This is a genomic window from Luteimonas sp. GW821-FHT14E02, from assembly GCF_058803905.1.
Window position 1 is genome coordinate 375,841 of record NZ_JBXAPK010000001.1, and the last position, 23,228, is coordinate 399,068.

Consider the following 23,228-nt stretch of genomic DNA (forward strand, 5'->3'; position numbering starts at 1 on the left):
TATAGTGCGCGCCTTCGTTTCCCACCCGCCCAGAGGGCCGCCCACCTTGGACAGTCATAGTCGATCTCGTTGCTGCTCCTGAGCCGACGGACCCGCTGACCCAAGGTCGGTCCCGTCCGCTCAGGACGGGGCCGTGGCACGCGAAATGACACTCGCGTCCTAACCTCGCAATCCCCAACGCAATCCACGCAACTCCCGAGTGGGAGGCCTTCGGCATTTCCGTGTTCCGGAGAGCGCCGATGCCCTTCAAGTTTCCGCTTGCCGCGATGCTGGCGATCTGCGTGCCGCTCTGCGCGTTCCGCGCATGGGCGGGCGCGAGCCTGTACGTCGACGATGCGGCCATCACGCCGCCGGGTCATTGTCAGGTGGAATCGTGGGTACGCATGCATGCACCCGGGCATGAGCTGAGCGCGGTTCCCGCCTGCAATGTCGCCGGCACCGAACTCGCGCTCGGCGTCAGCCGATCCACGCATCCCGATGCCGGGCCGCTCTGGACGCTCGGCGCCAAGCATCTGTTCCGCGATTTCGACACGCATGCCTGGGGCATGGGTGTTTCCCTCGGCGCGAACTGGGATGCCGGCGTCGATCGCTGGACCGGCTGGTCGGCCAACGTCCCCTTCAGCGTCGCCGTCGACGCACGACGCAGCGCCGTCCTGCACGCCAATCTCGGCTGGAGCAAATCGGAAGGCATTCCTGGCGTCGTCACCGGCGGTGTCGGGCTCGAACTCGAACTGGCGCAAGCCTGGACGCTGCTCGCCGACGCCTACGGCGACCATCGCGGCACCGCGGTCGGCCAATTCGGCGTTCGCCACGCCTTGAACGAACTCACGACGCTCGACCTCCTGCTCGGCCGCCAGACCGGGCCGGAGAACGGCTCCTGGCTGACGCTCGGCCTGAACGTCCTGCTTCCCCACTGACCCACCCACGTTGCGGAGAACGCCCATGAACCTCAAGCGCGCACGCCCCGAAATCCAGAAATCGCGGCTGGAGAACGAAGTGATCCTCGCCGTGATCATTCTCTATGTCCTGCTCTCGGCGGTCTTGCTGGCGATCCACCAGATGCAGCCCGACGAGGCAACGACGAAGACATCGTCGACCTCGCCCGCGCACGGCGATTTCAGCGCGGCGAGGAAACGCGCTTCCGCGCCAATCATTGAACCGATGTCGCTGCCGCAGGCGCGGCAAGCGCTCGCGCGCGGCGGCTTCGTGGAGATTCGCGGCCTCCATGCCGGCGGCGACGGCTTCCAGGCCACCGCCATCCGCGACGGCAAACCCTGGCAGGTGGAAATCGACGCCGCCACCGGACAGATCCTGCGCACGCCGCTGGCCACGCGCTGACCTTGCTTCGCCAAATTTCGTTACTTCGTAATTTCGACCAGGAGATTCCCATGATCCGTTCCATCTTCCTGCACGAGGACAAGATCAAGTCGCAGGCCGGCCTGGCGCCGCTGCCCGAACACGGCGGCTTCCTGTGGATCGACATCGGCCAGACGCAGCCGGGCGATCTGGATCTGCTGCGCGAGCACTACAACGTCGATCCGCAGCTGCAGCACTCCAGCGTCCACGAGGACGAGGAATACGTGTACCTGTTCGCGGAGATCGTGGCGATGAACGAGCGTCGCGAGCCGGAGTTCCACAAGGTCACCTTCGTGCTGGGCGACCGCCTGCTGGTGACACTGCACGACACGCCGGAATTCACCCCACTCAGCCGCGCCCTGCAACGGCTCGCGCGCAAGAGCGGCCTAGCCACGGATGCCAAGTCGCTGCTGCGCATGATCCTGGCCGGCGTCAACGATGGCACCAGCCAGGTGATCGAAGGCATCGCCGAGGCGCTGGAGCAGACGGCCGACACCATCGCCAACCTGTCCAGCGACACCGGCACGTCCGGACGCGAACTGGGCGTGAGCGATCTCACCGAGACCCTGCTCGATCTCAACGACAGCGAGGAGCTGATCTCGCGCTGCCTGGAAAGCCAGCTCGGCCTGGCGCGCGTGGTGCGCTACCTCAACGGCGAGGTGGACGGCCGCAAGGACCCGGATCTGCAGGCGCTGGTGAAGGAACTGATCGCCGACGTCAACGGCGTGAAGGAGCACGCCATGTTCGAGCACGACAAGGTGCGCTATCTGCAGAACTCGGTGGTCGGCCTGCTCAACATCAAGCAGAACCAGATCGTAAAGGTGTTCACCATCATCACGGCGGTGTTCCTGCCGCCGACGCTGGTGGCGACCTTCTACGGCATGAACTTCTCGGTGATGCCGGAGCTGACCTGGAAGCACGGCTTCACCATGTCGATCGTGCTCACGTTGTTCGCCGCGCTGCTGCCGCTGGTCTACATCAAGCGCAAGGGCTGGTTGCGGTGAATCCATGCCGGCGCCCTGTCACAACCGGGCGCCCGGCAGCGTGACGTGCGGCGCGGAATGGGGATAATTCCTGTACTGTCCGGTTTAATCCTATTCAGCCGCGTTTATCCAAGCTGTGCGGGATTACGCCCGTATGCCCGGGCGAAAACCCCCTTCATACCCAGCCGCCCCATGTCCGCCGAGCTTTCGCCATCGCAGCAAGACATCGCCGTGCGCCTGTCCGGCGTGCGCCTGGACCGTGGCGCGCGGACAGTGCTGTCCGGCATCGATCTGGCCGTGCCGCGCGGCAGCGTGACAGCGGTGCTGGGGCCGTCGGGCAGCGGCAAGTCGACGCTGCTGGCGGCGCTGACCGGTGAACTGGTCCCGGCCGCGGGCAGCGTGGAAGTCTTCGGCCAGCCCGTCCCGCAGCGCCAGCGCGCCCTGCTCGAGCTGCGCAAGAGCATCGGCGTGCTGCTGCAGGGCAACGGCCTGCTCACCGACCTGACGGTGGCCGAGAACGTGGCGCTGCCACTGCGCGCGCACACCGATCTGCCCAAGCCTGTGATCCGGCGCCTGGTGGACATGAAGCTGCACGCGGTCGGCCTGCGCACCGCCGCCGATCTGTATCCGCGCGAGCTGTCCGGCGGCATGGCGCGGCGCGTGGCGCTGGCGCGCGCGCTGTCGCTCGATCCGCCGCTGATGATCTACGACGAACCGCTGACCGGCCTGGACCCGATCGCCAGCGGCGTGATCATGAGCCTGATCTCGCGCTTGAACGACAGCCTCGGCCTGACCAGCATCATCGTCACCCACCACGTGCACGAGACGCTGCCGGTGGCCGATCGCGCCATCGTGATCGCCAACGGCCGCATCGTCTTCTCCGGCACGCCGGCGGAGCTGGAGGCGACGCAGGACCCGCTGGTGCTGCAGTTCCTGCGCGGCGAGCCGGATGGGCCCATCGCCTTTGACAGCGCATCCCGCACGGAGGCCGCGTAATGGCGTTCGTCGCCGCCACCCGTTCGCTCGGCCGCGCCGGGCTGTTCTCGCTGTCGGTGCTGCGCGCCTCGAAACCGACCGCCGATTTCTTCGCCGAGCTGATCCGCGAGATCTACAAGATCGGCGCGCGCAGCCTGCCGATCATCGCCGTCGGCGGCGCCTTCGTCGGCCTGTCGGTCACCCTGCTCGGCTATCGCGCGCTGGAAACCTACGGCGCTGCCGGCCAGATCAGCGCGCTGGTCGGCCTCGGCCTGTACCGCGAGCTGGCACCGGTGCTGACCGCGCTGCTGTTCGTCGGCCGCGCCGGCTCCTCGATCGCCGCCGAACTCGGCCTGATGCGCGCCACGGACCAAGTTACCGCGCTTGGCCTGATGGCGATCGATCCGGTCGCCAAGGCGGTTGCGCCGCGCTTCTGGGCGGCGGTGCTCACCGTGCCGCTGCTCACCGGCTTCTTCTGCAGCCTCGGCATCACCGCCAGCTATTTCGAGGCTGTGCACGTGCTCGGCATCGATGCCGGCACGTTCTGGCAGGTGCTCAAGGATGCGGTCGACTTCCGCCACGATTTCCTGGTGGCGTTCGAGAAGTCGGCGGTGTTCGGCGGCGTCGCCGCGATGGTGGCCTGCTACGTCGGCTACCACGCCGAGCCGACCATCGAGGGCACCTCGGTGGCCACCACGCGCGCTGTGGTGAACGCATCGTTGCTGGTGCTGATGTTCAATTTCGTCCTGTCTGCCCTATTGTTCAGGTGACTCCATGAGTACCCGCGGTCCCCGTCTCGAATTCGCCGTCGGCGCCTTCCTCCTGTTGGCGCTGGGCTCGCTGCTGGTGCTGGCGATCGCCTCCACCAACGGCCGCTTTGGCTTCAGCGGCGATACCTACGAGCTGAAGGCGCGTTTCACCAACGTCGGCCAGCTGCGGCCGATGGCGCCGGTGAAGATCGGTGGCGTCACCATCGGCCGGGTCGACAGCATCGGCCTGGATCCCAAGCGCCTGGATTCGGTGGCCACACTGGCCATCGACAGCCGCTACAACGATCTGTCCGCCGACACCTCGGCCAGCATCCTCAGCAACGGCCTGCTCGGCGACAGCTACGTCGGCCTGCAGCCGGGCGGCGATCCGGAGGCCTTGAAACCGGGCGACGAGATCGCATTCACCACGCCAGCCGTCGACCTGATCCAGATGGTCGGCAAGTACATCTTCAGCGGCGGCGGCGGCGACAAGCCCGGCGCCGCCGGCGATGCCGGCACTCCTTCTACTCCCGCCCCCAATGAAGAGGCGAAACCGCAATGATGAAACGTAACGTGCTGTCCCTCCTCGTCGCCGCCTCGCTGCTCGCCGCAGCGCCCGGCCTGGCGCTGGCGCAGTCCGCCGCGAAAGCCGCCGCGCCTGCCGCCAGCACGCAGCAGGGTTCGCCCAGCAAGCTGGTGCTCGACAACAGCCAGCGCATCCTGACCACGCTGGAAAGCCGCCGCGCCGAGTTCACGCGCAACCGTGCGGCCCTGCGCCAGTTCGTGATGACCGAATTCAACAACATCTTCGATCGCGACTACGCGGCGCGACAGGTGCTGGGCCGCCATGGCCGCGGCGCCTCCGACGCCGACATCAAGACCTTCGCCGATGCCCTCGCCGATGGCCTGATGCAGCGCTACGGCTCCTCGCTGCTGGACTTCAACACCCAGCTGCGCGTGCGCGTGACAAACGAGACGCCGCTGCCGCGCGGGCTCGGCGTGAAGGTGTCGAGCGAGCTGCTGCGCAGCGGCGGCGACGCCATTCCGGTCGACTATCTGCTGCGCCAGAGCGGCGGGCAGTGGAAGGTGTTCGACGTGATGGTGGAAGGCGTGTCGTTCGTGCAGACCTTCCGCCAGCAGTTCGACGGCGAGCTGCAGCGCAAGTCGATCCCGCAGGTGGCGGCCGAGCTGCGCAGCGGCCAGCTGCAGGCCGCGCCCGTCGATCGCAATAAGAAATAAGCAGCCCGCCATGGCCTCCGCCGCCACCGCTTCCCAGGTCCGCCGCGAAGGCGACGCGCTGATTTTCAGCGGCGCGCTGCTGCGCAGCGGCGTCACCGCATTGTGGAAACAGATCGGGGCGCCGGCCGGCGTGCGCCGGCTCGACCTGCGCGCGGTGGAACGCCTGGACAGCGCCGGCCTGGCGTTGCTGGCGGAACTGGCCGCGCGCGCCGGCGGCGAGGTCACGATCGACGGCGAACCCGCCGGCCTGGCCGAACTGCGCGCTGCTTATCGACTGACCCCGAACCTGGCCTTCGCGGCGGCTTGATCGGTTTCTCCCCCATGATGTTCGCGACGGAGTGCCTCCCATGACCCCCATCTCATCCCTTCGCCGCGTTGGCGGCCCATCGCCGATCCTGGCGGCGGCCCTGCTGGCGGCGACCCTGCTGGCGAGCGCCTGCGCGGGACAGGGCGGCGTGCGCGACAACGCGCAGACGTCGACCCCGGTCCAGAGCGAGACCGCGGCCACGGCGCCCGCGCAGACAGCGCCGGCCGAGGCCTCGACGACGCAGCCGTCCGCGAACCCACCCGTCGCCCCGGACAGCGCGGCCCCCCCCACGGCGGACACCACGCCCGCCACCGCACAGGACGCGAGCGCGCCCGCCACCGGCGCGCCCACACAAGCGGAACAGGACAGCGCCGCGATCTACGGCTCGCAGCAGCAGGCCCCTTACGACCCCGTCGCCGATTCCACCCTGCCCGCACCGGCCGAACAGCCGCAAAGCTTCGACCCGTGGGAGAAGTGGAACCGCAAGGTGCACCGCTTCAACAACGCCGTCGACCGCGGCGTCGCCAAGCCGCTCGCCAAGGCCTACGTGAAGGTCGTGCCGCGCCCGGTGCGTCTTGGCGTGAGCAACTTCTTCAACAACCTCGGCCAGCCGGTCAGCGCGTTCAATGCGCTACTGCAGGGCAAGCCGAAGCAGGCCTGGGATTCGCTCGGCCGCTTCCTGATCAACTCCACCATCGGCATCGGCGGCATCTTCGATCCCGCCTCGCGCGGCAAGGTTCCGAACAAGAGCGAGGACTTCGGCCAGACGCTCGGCGTGTGGGGCTGGCAGCGTTCGCGCTACGTCGAACTGCCGTTGTTCGGTCCGCGCACCGTGCGCGACACCTTCGGCCTGGTCGGCGACGCGCCGCTCTCGCCGCTGCGGCAGGTGGAGAACGACAAGGCGCGCATCTTCCTGCAGGGCCTGCAGCTGGTGGACGTGCGCACCAAGCTGTTCGCGGTCGACGAGATCCGCGAAGGCGCGGCCGACGACTACTCGCTGGTGCGCGATGCCTGGCTGCAACGCCGCAATTACCAGATCTTCAACGATAGCAACCGCAAGAAGCAGCAGGACGAAGCGCTGCCGGACTACCTGCAGGACGATCAGGACAATCCCACCGTACCGGTGGATGTGATGCCGATCGTGCCGGGCACGTCGGTCCCCTGATCTGACGCCGGGCTGTTCGGAAGGCTTCAGCCTTGGCTCGTCATTCCCGCACAGGCGGGAATGACGAGCGAAAAAGCTCCGCTACTCGGACTCCGAATCACCCCCCAGCATCCTCTGCGCCTCCGCGGCCGGCAGCGTCTCCACACCCTTGAGCTGCTTCTCGATCGCCCGCGTGCGCACACCGGCCTTGTCGATGCTGTTGCGCACCGTGTCGAGCTGATCGCGCGCCTTCTCCAGCACGCCGGCGAATTTCCCGAACTCCGCCTTCACCGCACCGAGCAGCTGCCGGATCTCGCCGGAGCGCTTCTCGATCGCCAGCGTGCGGAACCCCATCTGCAGGCTGTTGAGCAGCGCCAGCAGCGTGGTCGGTCCGACCAGCGTGACGCGATAATCCCGCTGCAACGAATCGAACAGGCCCGGGCGCCGCAGCGTTTCCGCATACAACCCTTCGATGGGCAGGAACAGCAACGCGAAATCGGTCGTATGCGGCGGTGCCAGATATTTGTCGCGGATGCGCTTGGCCTCCACCCGCACCTGCCGCTCCAGCGCGGCTGAAGCCACGGCGACCGCTTCGAGATCTCCGCGCTCCTGCGCATCGAGCAGACGCTCGTAATCCTCGCGCGGAAACTTGGCGTCGATCGGCAACAACACCGGCGCATCATCGCGCGGCCCCGGCAGCTTCACCGCGAACTCGACGCGCTCGTTGCTGCCCGGCACGGTGGCGCAGTTGGTTTCGTACTGCTCGATGGTCAGCACCTGCTCCAGCAGTGCCGCCAATTGCACCTCGCCGAAGATGCCGCGCGTCTTGACGTTGCTCAGCACGCGCTTGAGATCGCCGACACCGGTCGCCAGCTGCTGCATCTCGCCCAGACCGCGCTGCACCTGTTCGAGCCGCTCGGAAACGAGCTTGAACGAGGCGCCCAGGCGCGTTTCCAGCGTCGTCTGCAATTTCTCGTCGACCGTCTCGCGCATCTGCTCAAGCTTGGCGGCGTTGTCGGTCTGCAGTTCTCGCAGCTTCTGTTCGAGCGTCGTGCGCATCTCGCCGATGCGCTGCTCGTTGCGCTGAGTCAGCTCGTTCAGGCGCTGGCCGAGGACGTCGGCGAAGCGCTGCTGCAGTTCCGCGCCTTCTGTGCGCGCCTTGCGCGCGTCCTCGGTCAAGGCCTCGCGCAGCACGTCCAGACGCTGATCCGTGCGCGTGCTCAGATCGGTCAGGCGCGCGCCGAATCCCTCGATGCGCTGCTCCTGCGCTGCCGACAGACTGTCGAGCTGCTCGCGCAATTCGCTGCGGCCACTGCGCTGCTCCTCGCGCAAGGCCGCTTCCAGCACGCGCTCGGGCTTGCGCAGCAGCAAGACGAGCAGCAGCGCGATCACGGCCACGATGCCGAGGACGAGCAGGAACAGCAGGAGTTCGATGGCGGGCATGCGGATAGTGTAGTCGCGGCCGTCCCAAGGGCTGCGAACGGGACCGCAAATGGCGTGGGAAGCGGTTTCCGCTCCACGGCCCGCCAGGATGATGGCGCCGCACGTGAAATGCCCCTTCGATCCGATCTCTCGATCTATCAGGGCAGTACGTCAGTGACGCGTTCTGATTCGCAATCGGTCGCCCAGGTCGCGCCATGAATCGCAGATCAAGGCTGGCCGGAACGTCCGCAACGGCGACCCATGGCCGCCGTCAGGTGTGATGTGGACCGGAAAACTGGTCATCACCTGACGCCGGTGATTCAAAGCTCCAATACCCAGTCGTTGTAGCCCGGGAAGTAGGTCGGATGCGAGTCCATGTACTCCTTGACCTCGTCCATGTGGTCCTTCTCTCGTTTGAAATCCGCCTTGCGCTTGTCCGGGTCGAGGAATTCCACGTACGTATCCGCGCCGCGATCCTTTTCCCATTTGGTCTTGAAGTCGGCGAATTCCTCGCGATGGAAATCGAAGATGCTCCGGTCCTTCGGCGCCTGGCGCCCGCCCCAGTCGGCATCGCGCAGATCGCGCAGGTTATCGATGTAGTCGCGCGCATTGCCAAAGCTGTTGAGCGTAGTCACCGCGTAGTCGTACTTGAGATTCCAGTCGCCCTTGGTGACGCCATCCTCGCCCAGCTTGGAGAACCATTCGTACTGTTCCTTCGCTTCCTTCTTGTCCTTGGCGTCGTTGACGAATACCGACACCAATTCGGACACCACGGTCAGCGCCACGCCGATCGGGCCCAGGCCGCGGGTGAGGGCGCCCGCCACACGCTCGGCCACGGCACCGGCCGCGTTGCCGCCGACCGCGGACACGAACCTGCTTCCCGCCTTCAGGACATCGGGCGCCACCTCGAGCGTCCCGGACATCACGCCCAGCACCGCCTCGGCCTTTTCGGCCGGTGAACTGTCTCCTGAGAAGGCAGCGGCCGCATTCATGCCGCCCGTGACCACACTCAACATGCCTCCGGCCTTGCCCGAATAATCCGACAACACCTTCAGCGTCGATTTCGACAGGCGCGCGGGATCCATGCCTCCCGTGTCGCCGGCCGCGCCTTCCAGCCCCTTGAGCACCTTGTCCGAATTCGGCACCTCGGCGGCGGGAATGTCCGTGCCGGCGACGTTCTCGCCAATCGCGGACACCGCCTGGTTGCCGTGCCTGGTTTCCACACCGATGTTGGACTGGATGCCCTTGGCCACGCCCAGCAAATCCAGCGCCGAACCGTCCATCCCCTTGGCAAGATTGCCCAGCAGCTTGCCCGCGCCCTCCAGGGATCCGACCATGCCGATGATGCCGCCGGCGACGGCGAGTTTTTCTTCCGGCGTCTCGCCGAAGCCGTCGTTGACCAGACTGCGCACGGTCGAAGTGATGCCGATGGCGCCGCTCACCGCCGGCAGCAGGCCGTTGGAGGAGAGATCGTCGACCAGGCCGCGGATCGAATCCTTCTTGTCGCTGGCGAAGTCGACATCGGAGAACACTTTGTCAATGTCCTCCTGCGCATAGCCTTCCTGACGCAAGCCGGCGGCGACCTTCGCGAAATCCTGCTTGGCCTCGTCGCCGCCCTTTTCGAGGAACTCGTCGATGCCATCGGCCAGATCGAAGGGCAGCTTCGCCTTGTCCATGCCGTTCTTGATCGCCGCCAGCCCCGCGTCGACGCCATCGACCTCCGCCTCCGGCGCGATCGCTTCCGGATGCGCGAGCTTCGTATCGATATCGCTCGCCAGCGCATGGACGGCGAACGTCTGGCCGGCGGTCCTGGCGCGATCCGGATCGAGCAGGGCCAGTTGCGAGACCGCATCCTCGATGTCCGCCTTCGCGCGCGGCTTGTCGTTTTCGGGCAGGTTGTTGGCCGCGATCACGTAATCCGGACTTTCGACGACCTTTGCGAGCTTGTCCGCCATACCCGTGCGATCGCTTTCCGGCACCTTCTCGATCGCCGCCTTCAGGCTCTTCTGGTACAGCGCGGAGACCTGCTCGTCGCCCATCAGCGCGTCGAGCTTCCGGTTGATGGCGCCCTCGTCGAACATCTCCTGCATGTCGGCCGATTCCAGCTTCATCAGGTTTTCCGTTTCGGTCTTGGTGCGGCCGCCAACATTGATGTGGCGGTTTTCGTAGACCGGATGGATGAACTTGCCGTTGGTCACCGCGCTGCGCGCCTCAACCATGCGCAGGAATTGCGCCTGCGGACTGTCCTCGTAGAGATCGTCCTTGCCCTTGATTTCGTCGATCATCAGCTTCAGCGCCGCGTCGCCGACCTTGAGCTTGTGACCGTCCACCTCCTCGCTGGTCTCCAGCGAGAACACATCGGTGTCGGCCACCTTGTCGAGCTTGACCTTCTCGCGCATGCCATCGATCGTTCCCTGGCCAAGATCAAGGTACTTGCGCTCCGCCAGGTCGTAGACCTCCGGCGAATTGGCGGCATTCACCGCGTACTTGCCGCCGTCCTTCATCTCGAGGCGAAGCCATCCGTCCTCGTATTCGCCGGGATACGAGACGTTTTCGATGTTGTCGTAATCGATGGAGTCCTTGTCGCCGACTTCCTTGAAGCCGCCGTCCAGCACGTCCTTGGGCGCCTCGGCATCTTCCGGCGGCGCCTTGGAACCACCGTTGTCGTCGCCTCCGGGCTTGGCGTTGTCGGTGTCGATGAATTCCGACGCCTTTTCCTTCGGAATGTGGTCGTCGTTGTAGCCGCGTGTCACGCCGTCCAGGACGCGCTGCCGATCGTCGGCGCTGATGCGTCCATCGTCGACCAGCTTGCTCAAGCGATCGCCCTGCAGCCAGGAGCCGAGCGCGCCCTTGTCCTTCTCCATGACGACACCGATGAAGCGCCCCTGGTCTTCCTTACTCAGCGTGGGCAGGAACTCGCTCGCGAGCGATTCCAGGCGCCTGTTGTAATCGTCCTTCTTCGCGGATTTTTCGCCGACATCATGCAGCTTGTCCGCCAGCTTCTCGAGATCGGCCCTGCCGGTAGACACCTCATCGCCATTTTCGCCTGGGTCTTGAGTAGTCGTGTTTCTCTGGGTAATGGGACCGACTGCCATGAGAAGAGCCTCGCATCGTTGAGATCGACCGGAGCCTTGCGAAAGGTTTTCGCAAAGGCCGTCTTCCGGAGGAAGCGATGCGTCTCATCGGCTCCAACACGCGCGCCACATCTGAAAAATCGCGCCGGTCGATGAAGGGGCATCGCATTCGCTGCGAAACCAACATGGACCCGCGGCCCCGATCATGGGAACTGGGGAAAACCCTAGATTAGCCGGAAAGTATTAGTTCGAACTCAATGAATGGCGAACGTTGCAAATGAAGGAGCAGATCGCGAAGCGACATGTCATTCCTCGCTCACGCGGCAATCACGCCGGTATCGCAAATTCTTCCATCGACGATGGGTTCGCATGCGCGCGCGGGCTTGAATGCCTTCGACTGCTCGTCCATGCTGGATCATCTCCATCGGAAGGACCCGACTCATGCGTCTTCGCGTTTTCGCCCTGGCGGCAGCGTTCGCCACGATCTTTAGCGCTTCGTCTTCCCTCGCCGTCGAGCCTGTCGCGCTGTCCGCCGGGAACTACGGCTTCGACTGGCTGCATCCCGAATCCGCGCGCTGTACCAAGATCGGCCCGAAGCTGCGCGCGCGCTTCCAGCGTTGCAAGCATTCCGCCGAAGGCGGGTTCACCGGCACGGTGCCGAGCTACCTCTGCGAGGTCAACGACGACATCGAATACATGGTGTTCACCGATCTCGCGACGTGTCAGAAGCAGTTGGAGACGATGCAGGCCAATGCGCCCTGAGCCGTCCGCCTCCAGACCGCGCTAATCGAGCACGCGGCAGAACACCGCCTTGAGGTAGCGCGATTCCGGCACATGCGCGAGGAACGGATGGTCGGCACCGGCGCCGGCCACCTTCAGCACCTGCACCGTGCGGCCGGCGTAGAACGCGGCGCGGCGCAGCATGTCGAGAAATTGCTCCTCGCTCACCAGGCCCGTGCAGGAGAAGGTCGCAAACAGGCCGCCCGGCTTCACCACGCCGAGCGCGAGCTTGTTCATGTCGAGATATTTCTTCAGCGCGGTGATCACCTGTTCGCGATCGCGCGTCATCTTGGCCGGATCGAGGATCACCACATCGAAGCGCTCGCCGTTGTTGGCGGCATCGCGCAGCCACGGGAAGATGTCGGCCTGCACGAATCGCACGCGCGCGCCGCTCTCAAACGGCATGTTGAGCTTGGCGTTGCCGCGGGCGATCTCGAGCACGTCCTCGTCGATATCGATGCCGACCACTTCGCTGGCACCGCGCACCGCCGCGTACACGCCGAAGCCGCCGGTGTTGCAGCACAGATCAAGCACGCGCTTGCCCGCGACCTGCTGCGACAGCCATTGCCGGTTGTCGCGCTGGTCGGCGAAGAAGCCGGTCTTGTGCGCGCCGGCGGGATCGGCGCGGAATTTCACGCCGTATTCGGTGATGACGGATGGTGACGCCGGTTCGCTGCCACGGAAGTCGAAGCTTTCCTGCTTCTGCACATGCTCGTCGGCGAAGCTGTGGAAGCGTGCGCCGGGGAAGTGCTGGCGCAGCGCGTCGTAGATCCACTCGCGATGGCGGAACATGCCGGCGCTGAAGAACTCGACCACGAGCAGATCGCCGTAACGATCGACCACGAGGCCGGACAGGCCATCGCCCTCGCTGTGCACCACGCGCCAGGCGTCGGAGACTTCGTCGAGTTTCAGCACTTCGCGGCGCAGGCGCACCGCTTCACCGATCTTCGCGGTGAACCAGGCGGCATCCATGACCGCATCGGGATCGGTTTCCAGGATGCGCAGCGCGATGCGCGAATGGCCGTTGTAGAAGCCGCGGCCGATCCACACGCCATCGACGCCGACCACATCGACGATGCTGCCGGGCTTGGGCCGGACGGCGGGCTTGTCGACCAGTTTCTGGAAGATCCAGGGGTGGTTGGATTTCCAGGCGTTCTTGAGGCGGATGTTGGGGAGGGCGTCGGTCATCCTGCTATTTTAGCGAGACGAGCCCTTGATCCCCGTTTTCAACGAGATCGAAGCGGTCGAAATGGCGTGGTGGCGTAGAACTTCTCCACCCATTCCGCGATCCTGGGATGCTTTCTCCCAAAAAGGACCCGGAAACGCGGTCTTGCATCCGGCCGATTCCGCCGCCATTGCTCGCTCATGCACCTCGAGATGCCGGAAGCTCCGCCCGACACCCCGGCCCAGCGCAAGGCCGATCGCGCCCGGCTGCTGCGGGCGCTCAATCTCAGCCTGGCCTTCGTGCTGCTGCTCGCGGCGATGTTCGCGGCACAGACCGCCTTCGACTGGGAACCGTTGACCGTGGTGCCGCAGTCCGTCTCGGGACTGCTGGGCCTGCTGACCGCGCCGCTCCTGCACGGCTCGCTCGAACACCTGGGCGCCAATGCGGTGTCGCTGCTGCTGCTGGGCACGCTTGCCGGCAGCGTCTACCCGCGCGCGACGCTGCGCGCGATCCCGCTGATCTGGCTGGGCTCGGGCCTGGGCGCGTGGCTGCTCGGTGCCGCCGGCTCGCACCATCTGGGCGCCAGCGGGCTCACGCACGGGCTGATGTTCCTGGTGTTCTTCCTCGGCCTGCTGCGCCGCGACCGTCCCGCCATCGCCGCGGCGATGATCGCGTTCCTGCTCTACGGCGGCATGCTGCTGACGATCCTGCCACGCGAGCCGGGCGTATCGTGGCAATCGCATCTGGGCGGGGCGCTGGCCGGCGCGGTGTCGGCCTTCCTGTTCCGCCAGCGCGATCCGCAGGCGCCGCGACACAAGTACAGCTGGGAAATCGAGGAAGAACTGGCCGAGGAGGCCGCGCGCACCGATCGCGACCAGTTCGAGCCGGAACGCCCGCAGGAGGTGCCGGTGTTGTGGCAGCGCCAGCAAGAGCCGCGAGGGGTCGTGCTGCGTTTCCCTCCGCGCGAGGATCGCTCCGGCGGCGATACCTAAGGCGCCCGACCATAAGCCCGTCATTCTGGCGAAAGCCGGAATGACGGGCGAAGAGCGTGCCGAAAGGCCTTGCCATTTTGTTTGACGCTCTTGGCGAATCCTTGCACGCGCCCATAACGGCCACCCTTGAATCTTTTCTAGAATCTGCGCTTCTTTCTTCCCGGCAGATTCCACATGCGAATCCTCGTCACCGGCAGCGCCGGCCATCTCGGCGAAGGGTTGATGCGCACGCTGCGCGAGCAGAATCGCGACACGATCGGCATCGACATCGCCGCTTCCGACCACACCGACCGCGTCGGTTCGATCGTCGATCCCGCTTTCGTCGAGGACTGCATGCAGGGCGTCGACGTGGTACTGCACGCCGCCACATTGCACAAGCCGCACGTGGCCACGCATGCGCGCCAGGACTTCGTCGACACCAACATCACCGGCACCTTGAACCTGCTGGAAGCCGCAGCGAATCAGGGCGTCGGCGCCTTCGTCTTCACCAGCACCACCAGCACGTTCGGCGACGCGCTCGTCCCGCCCGCCGGTGCGCCCGCCGCCTGGATCACGGAAGACGTGACGCCCGTCGCCAAGAACATCTACGGCGCCACCAAGACCGCCGCCGAGGACCTGTGCCGGCTGTTCCACCGCAACCGCAAGCTGCCCTGCCTGATCCTGCGCACCTCGCGCTTCTTCCCCGAACCGGACGACAGCCGCGCGCTGCGCGACGCCTTCGCCGACGGCAACATCAAGGCCAACGAATTCCTCTATCGCCGCGTCGACGTGCAGGACGTGGTCGACGCGCACCTGCTGGCGATCGAACGGGCGGCCGCGATCGGGTTCGGGCGCTACATTATCAGCGCGACCACCCCGTTCGGCCGGGACGACCTTGCACAGCTGCGCACCGACGCGCCGTCGGTGCTCGCGCGCTACGTGCCCGAGTATGCCGAGGAGTACGCGCATCGCGGCTGGCGCATGTTCCCCAGCATCGATCGCGTCTACGTCAACGCCCTGGCCCGCGAGGAACTGGGCTGGCGACCGCGCTACGACTTCGCCCACGTGCTCGCGCGCCTGCGCGCGGGCGAGGACCCGCGCAGCCCGCTGGCGCAGTTGATCGGCAGCAAGGGCTACCACCCGGAAACATTCGAGGACGGGGTTTATCCGGTCGAATGACGGCCGGGATGATTGACTGTCATTAAAGTTTCGTTATTCTGGCGATGCCCAATGATGGGCATTTATCTATTTGAGGATTCAGGATGAAAAAGATTCTGGTGCTGGCAGCCGCGCTGGGCGCCGCCATGCTGCCGCTGTCCGCCATGGCCAATCGTCCCGGAAGCTGGTTCATCCGCGCCGAGGCCGGTGACACCAAGCACGATCTCAACTTGAGCGATTCCAGTTTGAAGGACGACGACAACGACACATCCTTCAGCCTGCGCGGCGGCTACTACTACACACCGAACTTCGGCTTCGAATTCTTCTACAGCGACTTCGGCGGCTACGAGAACGACGACATCGTCTTCGAGGATGGCGGCGAGGAAACCGGCAAATTCACGGTCGATACCGCTGCCATCGGTGCAGGCATCTTCGCCAAGAAGAATTTTGGCCAAGACGATCTGGGCTTTTACGTCAGCGGCCGCGCCGGCGTGATCCATGCCAAAACCAAGGCCAAGCTGCGGTTCCTCGACCTTAGCGACAGCGTTGACGACAGCTGGAACAATGCCTATGCCGGCGTCGGCATCGGCTACGATTTCAATCCGAACTTCGGCCTCGGGCTGAGCTACGACTATGCGCAGGGCAAGCCAAAGTTCGATGGCGAGGAAACCAAGGTCAAGCTGCAGACCTTGTCGCTGGGATTGGAATACCGCTTCTGATCCAACCGCTACCGCAACCGCCCACGCCGTGCGAATCACCGGCGTGGGCGATCGCGTAGCGCGCGCCGCGGTCGAACCGGCGCTCCGCCTGTGCAATTCTTCACATTGACAGGCATTAATTTTTCGTTATTCTCGCGCCCGCCCAATGACGGGCCTCTTTTCTTTGAGGATTTAGGATGAAAAAGATTCTGGTGTTGGCCCTCACGCTCGCGGCCACCGCTCTGCCCCTGACCGTGTCGGCCAACGAACCCGGCTTCGGCTTCGTCCGCGTCGAGGCGGGCAACAGCAAGTTCGGCGGCGATGCCGACGGCGACGACAGCTCCTTCAGCATTCGCGGTGGCTACTACTTCAGCCCGAACTGGGCCGTCGAGGGGTTCTACACGCAGTATGGTGACGACGAATCCGACGGCATCGACACCAAGGTCAACGGCTTTGGCGTCGGCGTCACCGCCAAGAAGAATTTCGGCAACGACGACCTCGGCTTCTATCTCGGTGGCCGCGCGGGCATCGTCAACGCCAAGGTCGAGGTCGACACGTTCCTCGGCAACGACGACGACACCGACCTGCGTCCCTATGTCGGTGTCGGCCTCGGCTACGACTTCTCGCCGAACTTCGGCCTGGGTCTGAACTACGACTACACCAAGGTGAAGCCCGAGCTGTTCGGTACGGATTTCGACGTCAAGGTGACGACCTGGACGCTCAGCGCCGAGTACCGCTTCTAATCACTTAGTTCTAATCGCTGGTTCTGATCGCTTCGGCGACATGCCGGTTTCACAAAGGCCACCTCCGAGTGGCCTTTGCTTTTTGACGGGGCCACGAAAACCGCCGCCGGGTACAATCCGGCCATGCGCCCGACCGCCTTGTCCCTGCTCCTCGGCGCCGCGATTGGCGGTTGCGCGAGCGTCGGTCCGTCCTCTCCTGCCTCGATGGAATCATCGACCGACCTCCTGATGCGCGACTACGCCCACGACGACGGTCCTGGCGCCGCCTTGCTGGTGCTGCGCGACGGCACGCCGCTGGTACGTCGCGGTTACGGCCTCGCCGATCTGGAAGCCCGTGCCGCGGTCACGCCGCAGACCAATTTTCGCCTCGCCTCGGTGACCAAGCAGTTCACTGCGGCGGCAATCCTGCTGCTGGCCGAGGACGGCAAGCTCGGTCTCGACGATCCGGTGCGTCGGTGGCTGCCGTCGCTGCCCGCCGTGGCCGATCCGATCACGCTGCGCCATCTGCTCACCCACACGTCGGGACTGATCGACTACGAAGACGTGATGGCGCCGGATGCGCGCGAGCAGGTCCATGACATCGACGTGCTGCATCTGCTGGAAACTCAGCACAAGCTCTACTTCGCACCTGGCACGAGTTACCGCTACAGCAACAGCGGCTACGCCCTGCTCGCACTGATCGTTGGCAAGGCATCCGGACGCGGCTCTTTGGGGCATGGCTTCGCCAGCTTCCTGCGCGAGCGCATCTTCCAGCCGCTCGGCATGACCAACACCGTTGCCTTCGAGCCAGGTATCTCGACGGTGACCAACCGCGCCTACGGCTACAGCCACATCGACGGCGCCTGGCAACGCACCGACCAGAGTTCGACCAGCGCCGTGCTCGGCGACGGCGGCGTGTATTCGTCGATCGACGATCTGGCGAAGTGGGATGCGGCGTTGTATGACGATCGCCTGCTGAGCGCGGCGTCCCGCAAGCTCGCCTTCGCCTCGCATACCAAGACCGACGAACCCGATGTCGACGGCTATGGCTACGGATGGCGCATCCACGGCGAAGTGTTGTGGCATTCCGGTGAAACCATCGGCTTCCGCAATGTCATCGTGCGCTGGCCGCAACGGCATCTGACGGTGATCCTGCTGACCAATCGCAATGATCCGGAGCCTTACCGTCTCGCGCTGAAGATAGCGGCGCAGTACCTGCCGGAATCTCCGGCCCGCTGAACGGCACGCGGAGCATCTCATCGACGGCAGCCACGTCATCCGTGACCGATGGCCTTGGCGATTGCCCCATCCTGGCGCCACCATCGTGACGGGCTCTTTCCGAACCATCACCATGCGACCTTGCATTCCCATCGCCCTGCTGTGCCTGCTGCTTGTGGCCTGCAACGCGCCGGCACCGACCGCAACCGGTGCCAAGCCGGAAGCCCCAAACCGCTCGCTACCGGCCGGCGAGCGCCGGATCAAGGTGTCCGATGGCACCGAGTTGTACGTGAAGGTGGCCGGACAGGGTCCGGTCTGCCTGTTCGTGCATGGTGGTCCCGGGCAAGGTTCGCTCTCGTTCGAGCGGATGGGCGGCGATTCCCTGGAGGCCTTCCTGACCATGGTCTACCTGGACCAGCGCGGATCAGGAAAATCCAGCAACGCCACCGACTACCACCTCGACCGCGTCGTACAGGACATGGAGGACGTGCGCCGGCAGCTGGGTGTCGACAAGCCGTGCCTGATCGCGCACTCGTTCGGCGGCATCCTCGCGGTGGCATACGCGCAGCGCTACCCCGAACACGTTTCGGCACTGGTGATGGCGAACACTTCCCTGCATTTCATGGGCGACGAACAACGGCGGATGCAGATCCACTTCGTCAGCAGCTTGCTCAAGACCCCTGCGCTCGACGTCGCCGATGACGTCTCCGGCGATGCCCTCGCCACTGCGCACGAGCGGGCGCGCGCCGCGTTGCAGGAAAGCGGCAACGGCTACCGCTTCCTCAGCGACGACAAGACAACCGTCCGCACGATGAGCGAGCTGGATGAAAGCTATCCCCGCACCATCGATTACGGCATGGCCGTCGTGACACGTCCGAAGGATCTGCCCGAGTACTACCGGGACTACACGCAGATGACCGCGAGCATCCGGAGCCCTGTCCTGATCCTCAGCGGCCGTCGCGACCATGCCGTCGGCCCGGATCACTACAAGACTTTCCGATTCCCGCACCAGCGGGTGGTGCAGCTGGATTCCGGGCATCTGCCGTACTACGAAAATACCCGCGATTTTGCCGCGGCGATCCGCGACTTCATGACGACGATTGCTCCATGACGATGTTCCGTACTGTTTCCACTCGTGCGTTCCGATATCGACCCCTGCGCGCGCGGCTGCATCGCGTACTGGCCGTCTCTGTCGTTTCACTGCTCCTGCTCTCGGCGTGCAAACGCGAATCTCCCGCGCCCACTGCCGATGCAGCGAAGGCCCCCTCCCCTTGGGCATCGAACCCGGCGGCATTGCGCATCGAGACCGACGTGCGCGCACTCGCCGACGATGCGATGCAAGGTCGCGAAACCGGCACCCCCGGCTATGACAAGGCCGCGGACTATGTCGCCAGGCGCTTCGCCGACATCGGCCTGAAGCCCGCCGGCGATGCGAACACGTTCTTCCAGCGCGTGCCGCTGCTGAAAGCGACCCGTCTCGCCGAAGGCGCGCGTTTCGAAGTGCATCGCAACGGCCGCACGATCGCACTGCGCTTTCGCGACCAGTATCTGCCCCGAGCCGATTTCGATGCGCCGCAGGCGCAGGTCGAAGCGCCGGCGATCTTCATCGGCCAGGGTGTGCACGCACCTGCGCTTGAGCATGACGACTTCGCCGGCGTCGATCTGCGCGGCAAGATCGCCGTGCTGTTCAACGGCGCACCGGCGCGTTTCAACGACGATCAGCGCGCCTTCCATTCGGCGCTGTCCGAAAAGCTGCGCGTGATCGCCGAACGCGGCGCGGTCGGCGCCGTCGTCATCAATACGCCGGAAAACGAAGCGCACTCGCCCTGGTCGCACGATGCGGACGGCTGGGATCGGCCCTCGATGCGGCTTCGTGACGAATCCGGCAAGGCGATCGGCGTCTTTCCGCAGCTGCGCGCGGTGATGAATGTCAGCGCCGGCGCCGCCGATCTGGTGTTCGCGGATCAGCCGCGCATGGCGGCGGAACTGTTCGATGACGCCAGGAAGGATGCACTGAAGGGCTTCGCCCTGCCCGGCACGCTCGTGCTTGCGCAACGCACGCGCGTGGAGCCGATCGAGTCCCGCAACGTGCTGGCAAGACTGCCGGGCAGCGATGCCTCGCGCTCCGCGGAGTCCGTGGTCTACAGCGCGCACCTCGATCATCTCGGCGTCGGCGCGCCGGTGGAGAACGATCGCCGGCTTCAAGACAATATCTACAACGGCGCGATCGACAACGCGCTGGGCGTGGCGATCATGCTCGAAAGCGCGCGCCAGCTCGTCGCCGCCAGGCCCGCGCCGAAACGCTCGATGGTGTTTGCCGCGGTGGTCGGCGAGGAGAAAGGACTGCTGGGTGCGGAATGGCTCGCCACGCATCCGCCCGCGGGCAGTTCGTTCGTCGCCAACCTCAACCTCGACATGCCGGTGCTGATGGCGCCGAGCACCGACGTTTCCGGCATCGGCGCCGAGCATTCCTCACTGCGCGACGACCTCGCCGCCGCCGCGAAGGACATCGGTGTCGTGGTGTCGCCCGATCCCTTTCCGGAAGAAACCGCCTTCATCCGCAGCGACCAGTATGCCTTCGTGCGCGCCGGCATTCCCGCGCTTTATCTGGTCGGTGGCGTGACGCCAGCCGATGCGGACAAGGCGCGCAATCCCAAGATCGCGCTGCGCTATTACCTGCGCAACTGCTATCACCGGCCCTGCGACGATGCCGCGCAGCCGATCCAGTACGGGGACGCCGAACGTCTCGCGCGCGTCAGCGCACGCCTGGGTCGATTGGTGGGCGATGCGGCGCAACCGCCGCGCTGGAACGATGGGGATTTCTTCGGCGGGAAGTTTGTGAAGACCAATCGCTAACCCGCTTTCATTTCAGCTCCGCAGCCCGATAGCCCCTCTCCCGCGTGCGGGAGAGGGGGTGGGGTGAGGGTGGCTTTTCACGAAGAGCCGAACCCTCACCCTCGCTCGCTGCGCTCGCATTTCCCTCTCCCGCACGCAGGAGAGGGGCGCGCTCACCCCCGCGGCAACGGCAACCCGCGCGGCGCCTTCACCGTGCGCAGCACGAAACTCGAATTGACGTCGGCGCCACCGGCCAGCGCGAGGACGTTGTCGAGCAGGAAGCGCGAGAAGTGTTCCAGATCACGCACCACCACCTGCAGCAGGTAGTCCATGTCGCCGGTGAGCGCGTGGCAGGACACCACTTCGTCCCAGCCGGTGACGAATTCGGCGAAGGCGGCCACCGCGGCGGCATCGTGGCGCCCCAGGCGCACGCGCACGAAGGCCCGCAGGCCGAGGCCCAGGCGTTCAGGGTCGAGTTCGGCGTGGTAGCCGGCGATCACGCCCTCGCGCTCCAGTCGCTGCACGCGGCGCAGGCAGGCCGAGGGCGAGAGGTGGACGCGTTCGGCCAGCTCGGTATTGGTCAGGCGGCCGTCGCGTTGCAGTTCGGCCAGGAGCTGGAGGTCGGTACGGTCGAGGGCGATGCTGGACATTTTCAAGCGCCTGAATCCAATTATACGCAATAATCGTGCGCCTATTCCGGGATTTCATGCAACTACGCAAGCCCATTGCGCCGATCCGCGGTTAAAGTCGATATTCGGAAATCCCAGGAATCCCCCATGTCCGCCCAGCCACGCCGCGTCGAAAACCTGCATACCGACAAGGGCAAGGTGCCGGTCTACGCCACCGGGATCATCGAGCAGCCCTGGGACGACTACAGTGCCGACGACCACGCCACCTGGGCACAGCTGTACGCACGCCAGCGCGAGCTGCTGGTCGGCCGCGCCAGCGATGAATTCCTGATCGCGCAGGACGCGATGGGCATGACGCCCGATCACATCCCGAAGTTCGACGAGATCAACCGCGTGCTCGGCGAGGCCACCGGCTGGACGCTGATCGGCGTGGAGGGCCTGCTGCCGGAACTGGACTTCTTCGACCATCTCGCCAACCGCCGCTTCCCGGTGACGTGGTGGATCCGCAAGCCCGAGCAGATCGACTACATCGAGGAACCCGACCTGTTCCACGATCTGTTCGGCCACGTGCCGCTGCTGATGAACCCGGTGTTCGCCGAGTACATGCAGGCCTACGGCAAGGGCGGCGTGAAGGCGCACGGGATCGGGCCGGAGGCGTTGCAGAACCTCACGCGGCTGTACTGGTACACGGTGGAGTTCGGATTGATCCAGCAGCCGGATGGCCTGCGCATCTACGGCAGCGGCATCGTCTCGTCGAAGGGCGAGTCGATCTACTGCCTGGAAAGCAACGCGTCCAACCGCATCGGCTTCGATCTGGAGCGCATCATGCGCACGCGCTACCGCATCGACACGTATCAGAAGACCTACTTCGTCATCGACAGCTTCGAGCAGCTGATCCGCGCGACGGAGCCGGACTTCACGCCGATCTACGCGCGATTGGCGCAGCAGCCTTCGATTCCGGCCGGCGAGGTGCTGCCGGGAGATGTGGTGCTCAACCGCGGCACCGGCGAGGGCTGGGCGACGGACGGCGACGTCTGATGTCCGATTAGTGGGCGCCACCTGCGTCGGCAATGCGGGGCTTCGCTGTCAGCCCTGCGTCACCGGCGCGAGCCTGAGCTTCGTCTTCCAGCGGCGATCCAGCCACCATTTCGCGATCCCCGCCACCACCACCGGTCCGAACCAGGCGAGCAGTTGCAAGGTGTCGCCCTTGAGCGCCGGCATCAAACGCGGCAATCCGATCGACAGGAAAGCGATGTGGGTGGCGATGCCGTTGCCGAGCATCGCGGTGTAGTGCTCGATCATCCACCAGCGCGGACGCGCGGCCAGCCGTTCGCGATGCAGGCGCTTATACACCGAAGCGACGCCGGCCAAGATGCCGACGAGCGAGAAACCGGTCAGCAGGGTCGTGCCCGTTTTCAGGCCGAAGATCAGCACGGCCACGCCGCTGACCAGCGACAGCACGCCCAGTCCCACGTAGACCGGCCCGGTGTAGCGGACGACGTCGTGCTTGTCGAGGATGGCGCGCCACTGGCTCCACACGCCGGCGGCCGTGATCACCGCCAGGAAACCGAGGAAGACGCCGCTGACGGTGCGGCCGTCGAGGAAGAACTTCGCGGTGATCGGCACGGCCGTGACCAGGATGCCGACCATCGCCAGGAGATACACGCGGCCGACGCGGCGATGCCAGGGCCCGCCCTTGCGCAGGAAGCCCGCGCTCCAGAAGCTGATCAGGGCGACCAAGCCCATCATGCCGTGCACGATGACGAGGAGGCGGTAGGCGGTCATGGCGGGAATCCTTCGGCT

Annotated in this window: 23 protein-coding genes; 18 read left to right on the forward strand and 5 right to left on the reverse strand. The window is 65.5% G+C overall.

All coding sequences use genetic code 11. The features are described from left to right. The first annotated feature begins 239 nt into the window (after positions 1 to 239). The 9 genes from AC1RNP_RS01565 to AC1RNP_RS01605 all read left to right on the forward strand — a co-directional run bounded on the left by AC1RNP_RS01565 (position 240) and on the right by AC1RNP_RS01605 (position 6,774). Positions 240 to 917, forward strand: coding sequence for a PA4824 family protein (locus tag AC1RNP_RS01565; RefSeq protein ID WP_493049458.1), 678 nt, complete (start codon positions 240 to 242; stop codon positions 915 to 917). Between the two features lie 25 nt (positions 918 to 942). Then, a complete protein-coding gene (locus AC1RNP_RS01570; RefSeq protein WP_493049459.1) occupies positions 943 to 1,338 on the forward strand; it encodes a hypothetical protein in 396 nt (131 codons plus the stop codon). Positions 1,339 to 1,388: 50 nt separating this feature from the next. Further along, positions 1,389 to 2,360, forward strand: coding sequence for a CorA family divalent cation transporter (locus tag AC1RNP_RS01575; protein ID WP_493049460.1), 972 nt, complete (start codon positions 1,389 to 1,391; stop codon positions 2,358 to 2,360). 171 nt (positions 2,361 to 2,531) lie between these two features. Beyond that, positions 2,532 to 3,335, forward strand: a complete 804-nt coding sequence (locus AC1RNP_RS01580) for an ABC transporter ATP-binding protein (protein WP_493049462.1) — start codon at positions 2,532 to 2,534, stop codon at positions 3,333 to 3,335. Then, the gene (locus AC1RNP_RS01585; RefSeq protein WP_226467436.1) at positions 3,335 to 4,084 is read left to right on the forward strand and encodes an MlaE family lipid ABC transporter permease subunit; all 750 of its coding nucleotides are present in this window, start codon (positions 3,335 to 3,337) and stop codon (positions 4,082 to 4,084) included. Before AC1RNP_RS01580 ends, AC1RNP_RS01585 begins: the two co-directional genes overlap by 1 nt. A 4-nt stretch (positions 4,085 to 4,088) precedes the next feature. Further along, the gene (mlaD, locus tag AC1RNP_RS01590; protein ID WP_493049463.1) at positions 4,089 to 4,625 is read left to right on the forward strand and encodes an outer membrane lipid asymmetry maintenance protein MlaD; all 537 of its coding nucleotides are present in this window, start codon (positions 4,089 to 4,091) and stop codon (positions 4,623 to 4,625) included. Then, positions 4,625 to 5,302: an MlaC/ttg2D family ABC transporter substrate-binding protein gene (locus AC1RNP_RS01595; protein WP_493049786.1), complete on the forward strand. Its 678-nt coding sequence runs from the start codon at positions 4,625 to 4,627 to the stop codon at positions 5,300 to 5,302. Before mlaD ends, AC1RNP_RS01595 begins: the two co-directional genes overlap by 1 nt. A 10-nt stretch (positions 5,303 to 5,312) precedes the next feature. After that, a complete protein-coding gene (locus tag AC1RNP_RS01600) occupies positions 5,313 to 5,609 on the forward strand; it encodes an STAS domain-containing protein (RefSeq protein ID WP_493049464.1) in 297 nt (98 codons plus the stop codon). Positions 5,610 to 5,649: 40 nt separating this feature from the next. Further along, on the forward strand, positions 5,650 to 6,774 hold the full coding sequence (locus AC1RNP_RS01605) for an MlaA family lipoprotein (RefSeq protein ID WP_493049465.1): 1,125 nt from the start codon (positions 5,650 to 5,652) through the stop codon (positions 6,772 to 6,774). An 81-nt stretch (positions 6,775 to 6,855) separates the two neighbouring features. Here AC1RNP_RS01605 and AC1RNP_RS01610 read toward each other — a convergent pair whose 3' ends face one another. Together AC1RNP_RS01610 and AC1RNP_RS01615 are read right to left on the reverse strand one after the other, a co-directional pair. Beyond that, the gene (locus AC1RNP_RS01610) at positions 6,856 to 8,196 is read right to left on the reverse strand and encodes a DNA recombination protein RmuC (RefSeq protein WP_493049466.1); all 1,341 of its coding nucleotides are present in this window, start codon (positions 8,194 to 8,196) and stop codon (positions 6,856 to 6,858) included. Between the two features lie 299 nt (positions 8,197 to 8,495). Then, positions 8,496 to 11,204 (reverse strand): hypothetical protein, encoded by a 2,709-nt coding sequence (locus tag AC1RNP_RS01615; protein WP_493049467.1) that lies wholly within the window; start codon positions 11,202 to 11,204, stop codon positions 8,496 to 8,498. A 486-nt stretch (positions 11,205 to 11,690) separates the two neighbouring features. On the opposite strand from AC1RNP_RS01615, the gene AC1RNP_RS01620 reads away from it, so the two are divergent. Next, a complete protein-coding gene (locus AC1RNP_RS01620) occupies positions 11,691 to 12,011 on the forward strand; it encodes a hypothetical protein (RefSeq protein ID WP_493049468.1) in 321 nt (106 codons plus the stop codon). A 21-nt stretch (positions 12,012 to 12,032) separates the two neighbouring features. On the opposite strand, the gene AC1RNP_RS01625 is transcribed toward AC1RNP_RS01620, so the two are convergent. Then, positions 12,033 to 13,217: a class I SAM-dependent rRNA methyltransferase gene (locus AC1RNP_RS01625; RefSeq protein ID WP_493049469.1), complete on the reverse strand. Its 1,185-nt coding sequence runs from the start codon at positions 13,215 to 13,217 to the stop codon at positions 12,033 to 12,035. 177 nt (positions 13,218 to 13,394) lie between these two features. Between AC1RNP_RS01625 and AC1RNP_RS01630 the strand changes: the two genes are divergently transcribed. The 7 genes from AC1RNP_RS01630 to AC1RNP_RS01660 all read left to right on the forward strand — a co-directional run bounded on the left by AC1RNP_RS01630 (position 13,395) and on the right by AC1RNP_RS01660 (position 20,817). Then, positions 13,395 to 14,186, forward strand: coding sequence for a rhomboid family intramembrane serine protease (locus AC1RNP_RS01630; protein WP_493049470.1), 792 nt, complete (start codon positions 13,395 to 13,397; stop codon positions 14,184 to 14,186). Positions 14,187 to 14,360: 174 nt separating this feature from the next. Further along, positions 14,361 to 15,344 carry an NAD-dependent epimerase/dehydratase family protein gene (locus tag AC1RNP_RS01635; protein WP_493049471.1) on the forward strand — a complete coding sequence of 328 codons (984 nt, stop codon included), beginning with the start codon at positions 14,361 to 14,363 and terminating at the stop codon, positions 15,342 to 15,344. A gap of 83 nt (positions 15,345 to 15,427) precedes the next feature. Next, complete coding sequence (locus tag AC1RNP_RS01640) at positions 15,428 to 16,042, forward strand: outer membrane beta-barrel protein (protein ID WP_493049472.1); 615 nt, start codon at positions 15,428 to 15,430, stop codon at positions 16,040 to 16,042. 176 nt (positions 16,043 to 16,218) lie between these two features. Further along, complete coding sequence (locus AC1RNP_RS01645; protein ID WP_493049473.1) at positions 16,219 to 16,764, forward strand: porin family protein; 546 nt, start codon at positions 16,219 to 16,221, stop codon at positions 16,762 to 16,764. 123 nt (positions 16,765 to 16,887) lie between these two features. After that, the gene (locus AC1RNP_RS01650) at positions 16,888 to 17,982 is read left to right on the forward strand and encodes a serine hydrolase domain-containing protein (protein WP_493049474.1); all 1,095 of its coding nucleotides are present in this window, start codon (positions 16,888 to 16,890) and stop codon (positions 17,980 to 17,982) included. A gap of 112 nt (positions 17,983 to 18,094) precedes the next feature. Beyond that, the gene (locus AC1RNP_RS01655; protein WP_493049475.1) at positions 18,095 to 19,072 is read left to right on the forward strand and encodes an alpha/beta fold hydrolase; all 978 of its coding nucleotides are present in this window, start codon (positions 18,095 to 18,097) and stop codon (positions 19,070 to 19,072) included. Next, the gene (locus AC1RNP_RS01660; RefSeq protein WP_493049476.1) at positions 19,069 to 20,817 is read left to right on the forward strand and encodes a M28 family peptidase; all 1,749 of its coding nucleotides are present in this window, start codon (positions 19,069 to 19,071) and stop codon (positions 20,815 to 20,817) included. The genes AC1RNP_RS01655 and AC1RNP_RS01660 overlap by 4 nt, the downstream gene beginning before the upstream one ends. A 152-nt stretch (positions 20,818 to 20,969) precedes the next feature. Here AC1RNP_RS01660 and AC1RNP_RS01665 read toward each other — a convergent pair whose 3' ends face one another. Continuing rightward, a complete protein-coding gene (locus AC1RNP_RS01665) occupies positions 20,970 to 21,446 on the reverse strand; it encodes an Lrp/AsnC family transcriptional regulator (protein ID WP_493049477.1) in 477 nt (158 codons plus the stop codon). Between the two features lie 126 nt (positions 21,447 to 21,572). Between AC1RNP_RS01665 and phhA the strand changes: the two genes are divergently transcribed. Beyond that, complete coding sequence (gene phhA / locus AC1RNP_RS01670) at positions 21,573 to 22,463, forward strand: phenylalanine 4-monooxygenase (protein ID WP_493049478.1); 891 nt, start codon at positions 21,573 to 21,575, stop codon at positions 22,461 to 22,463. Positions 22,464 to 22,511: 48 nt separating this feature from the next. Here phhA and AC1RNP_RS01675 read toward each other — a convergent pair whose 3' ends face one another. Beyond that, the gene (locus AC1RNP_RS01675) at positions 22,512 to 23,210 is read right to left on the reverse strand and encodes a hypothetical protein (protein ID WP_493049479.1); all 699 of its coding nucleotides are present in this window, start codon (positions 23,208 to 23,210) and stop codon (positions 22,512 to 22,514) included. Positions 23,211 to 23,228 lie beyond the last annotated feature (18 nt).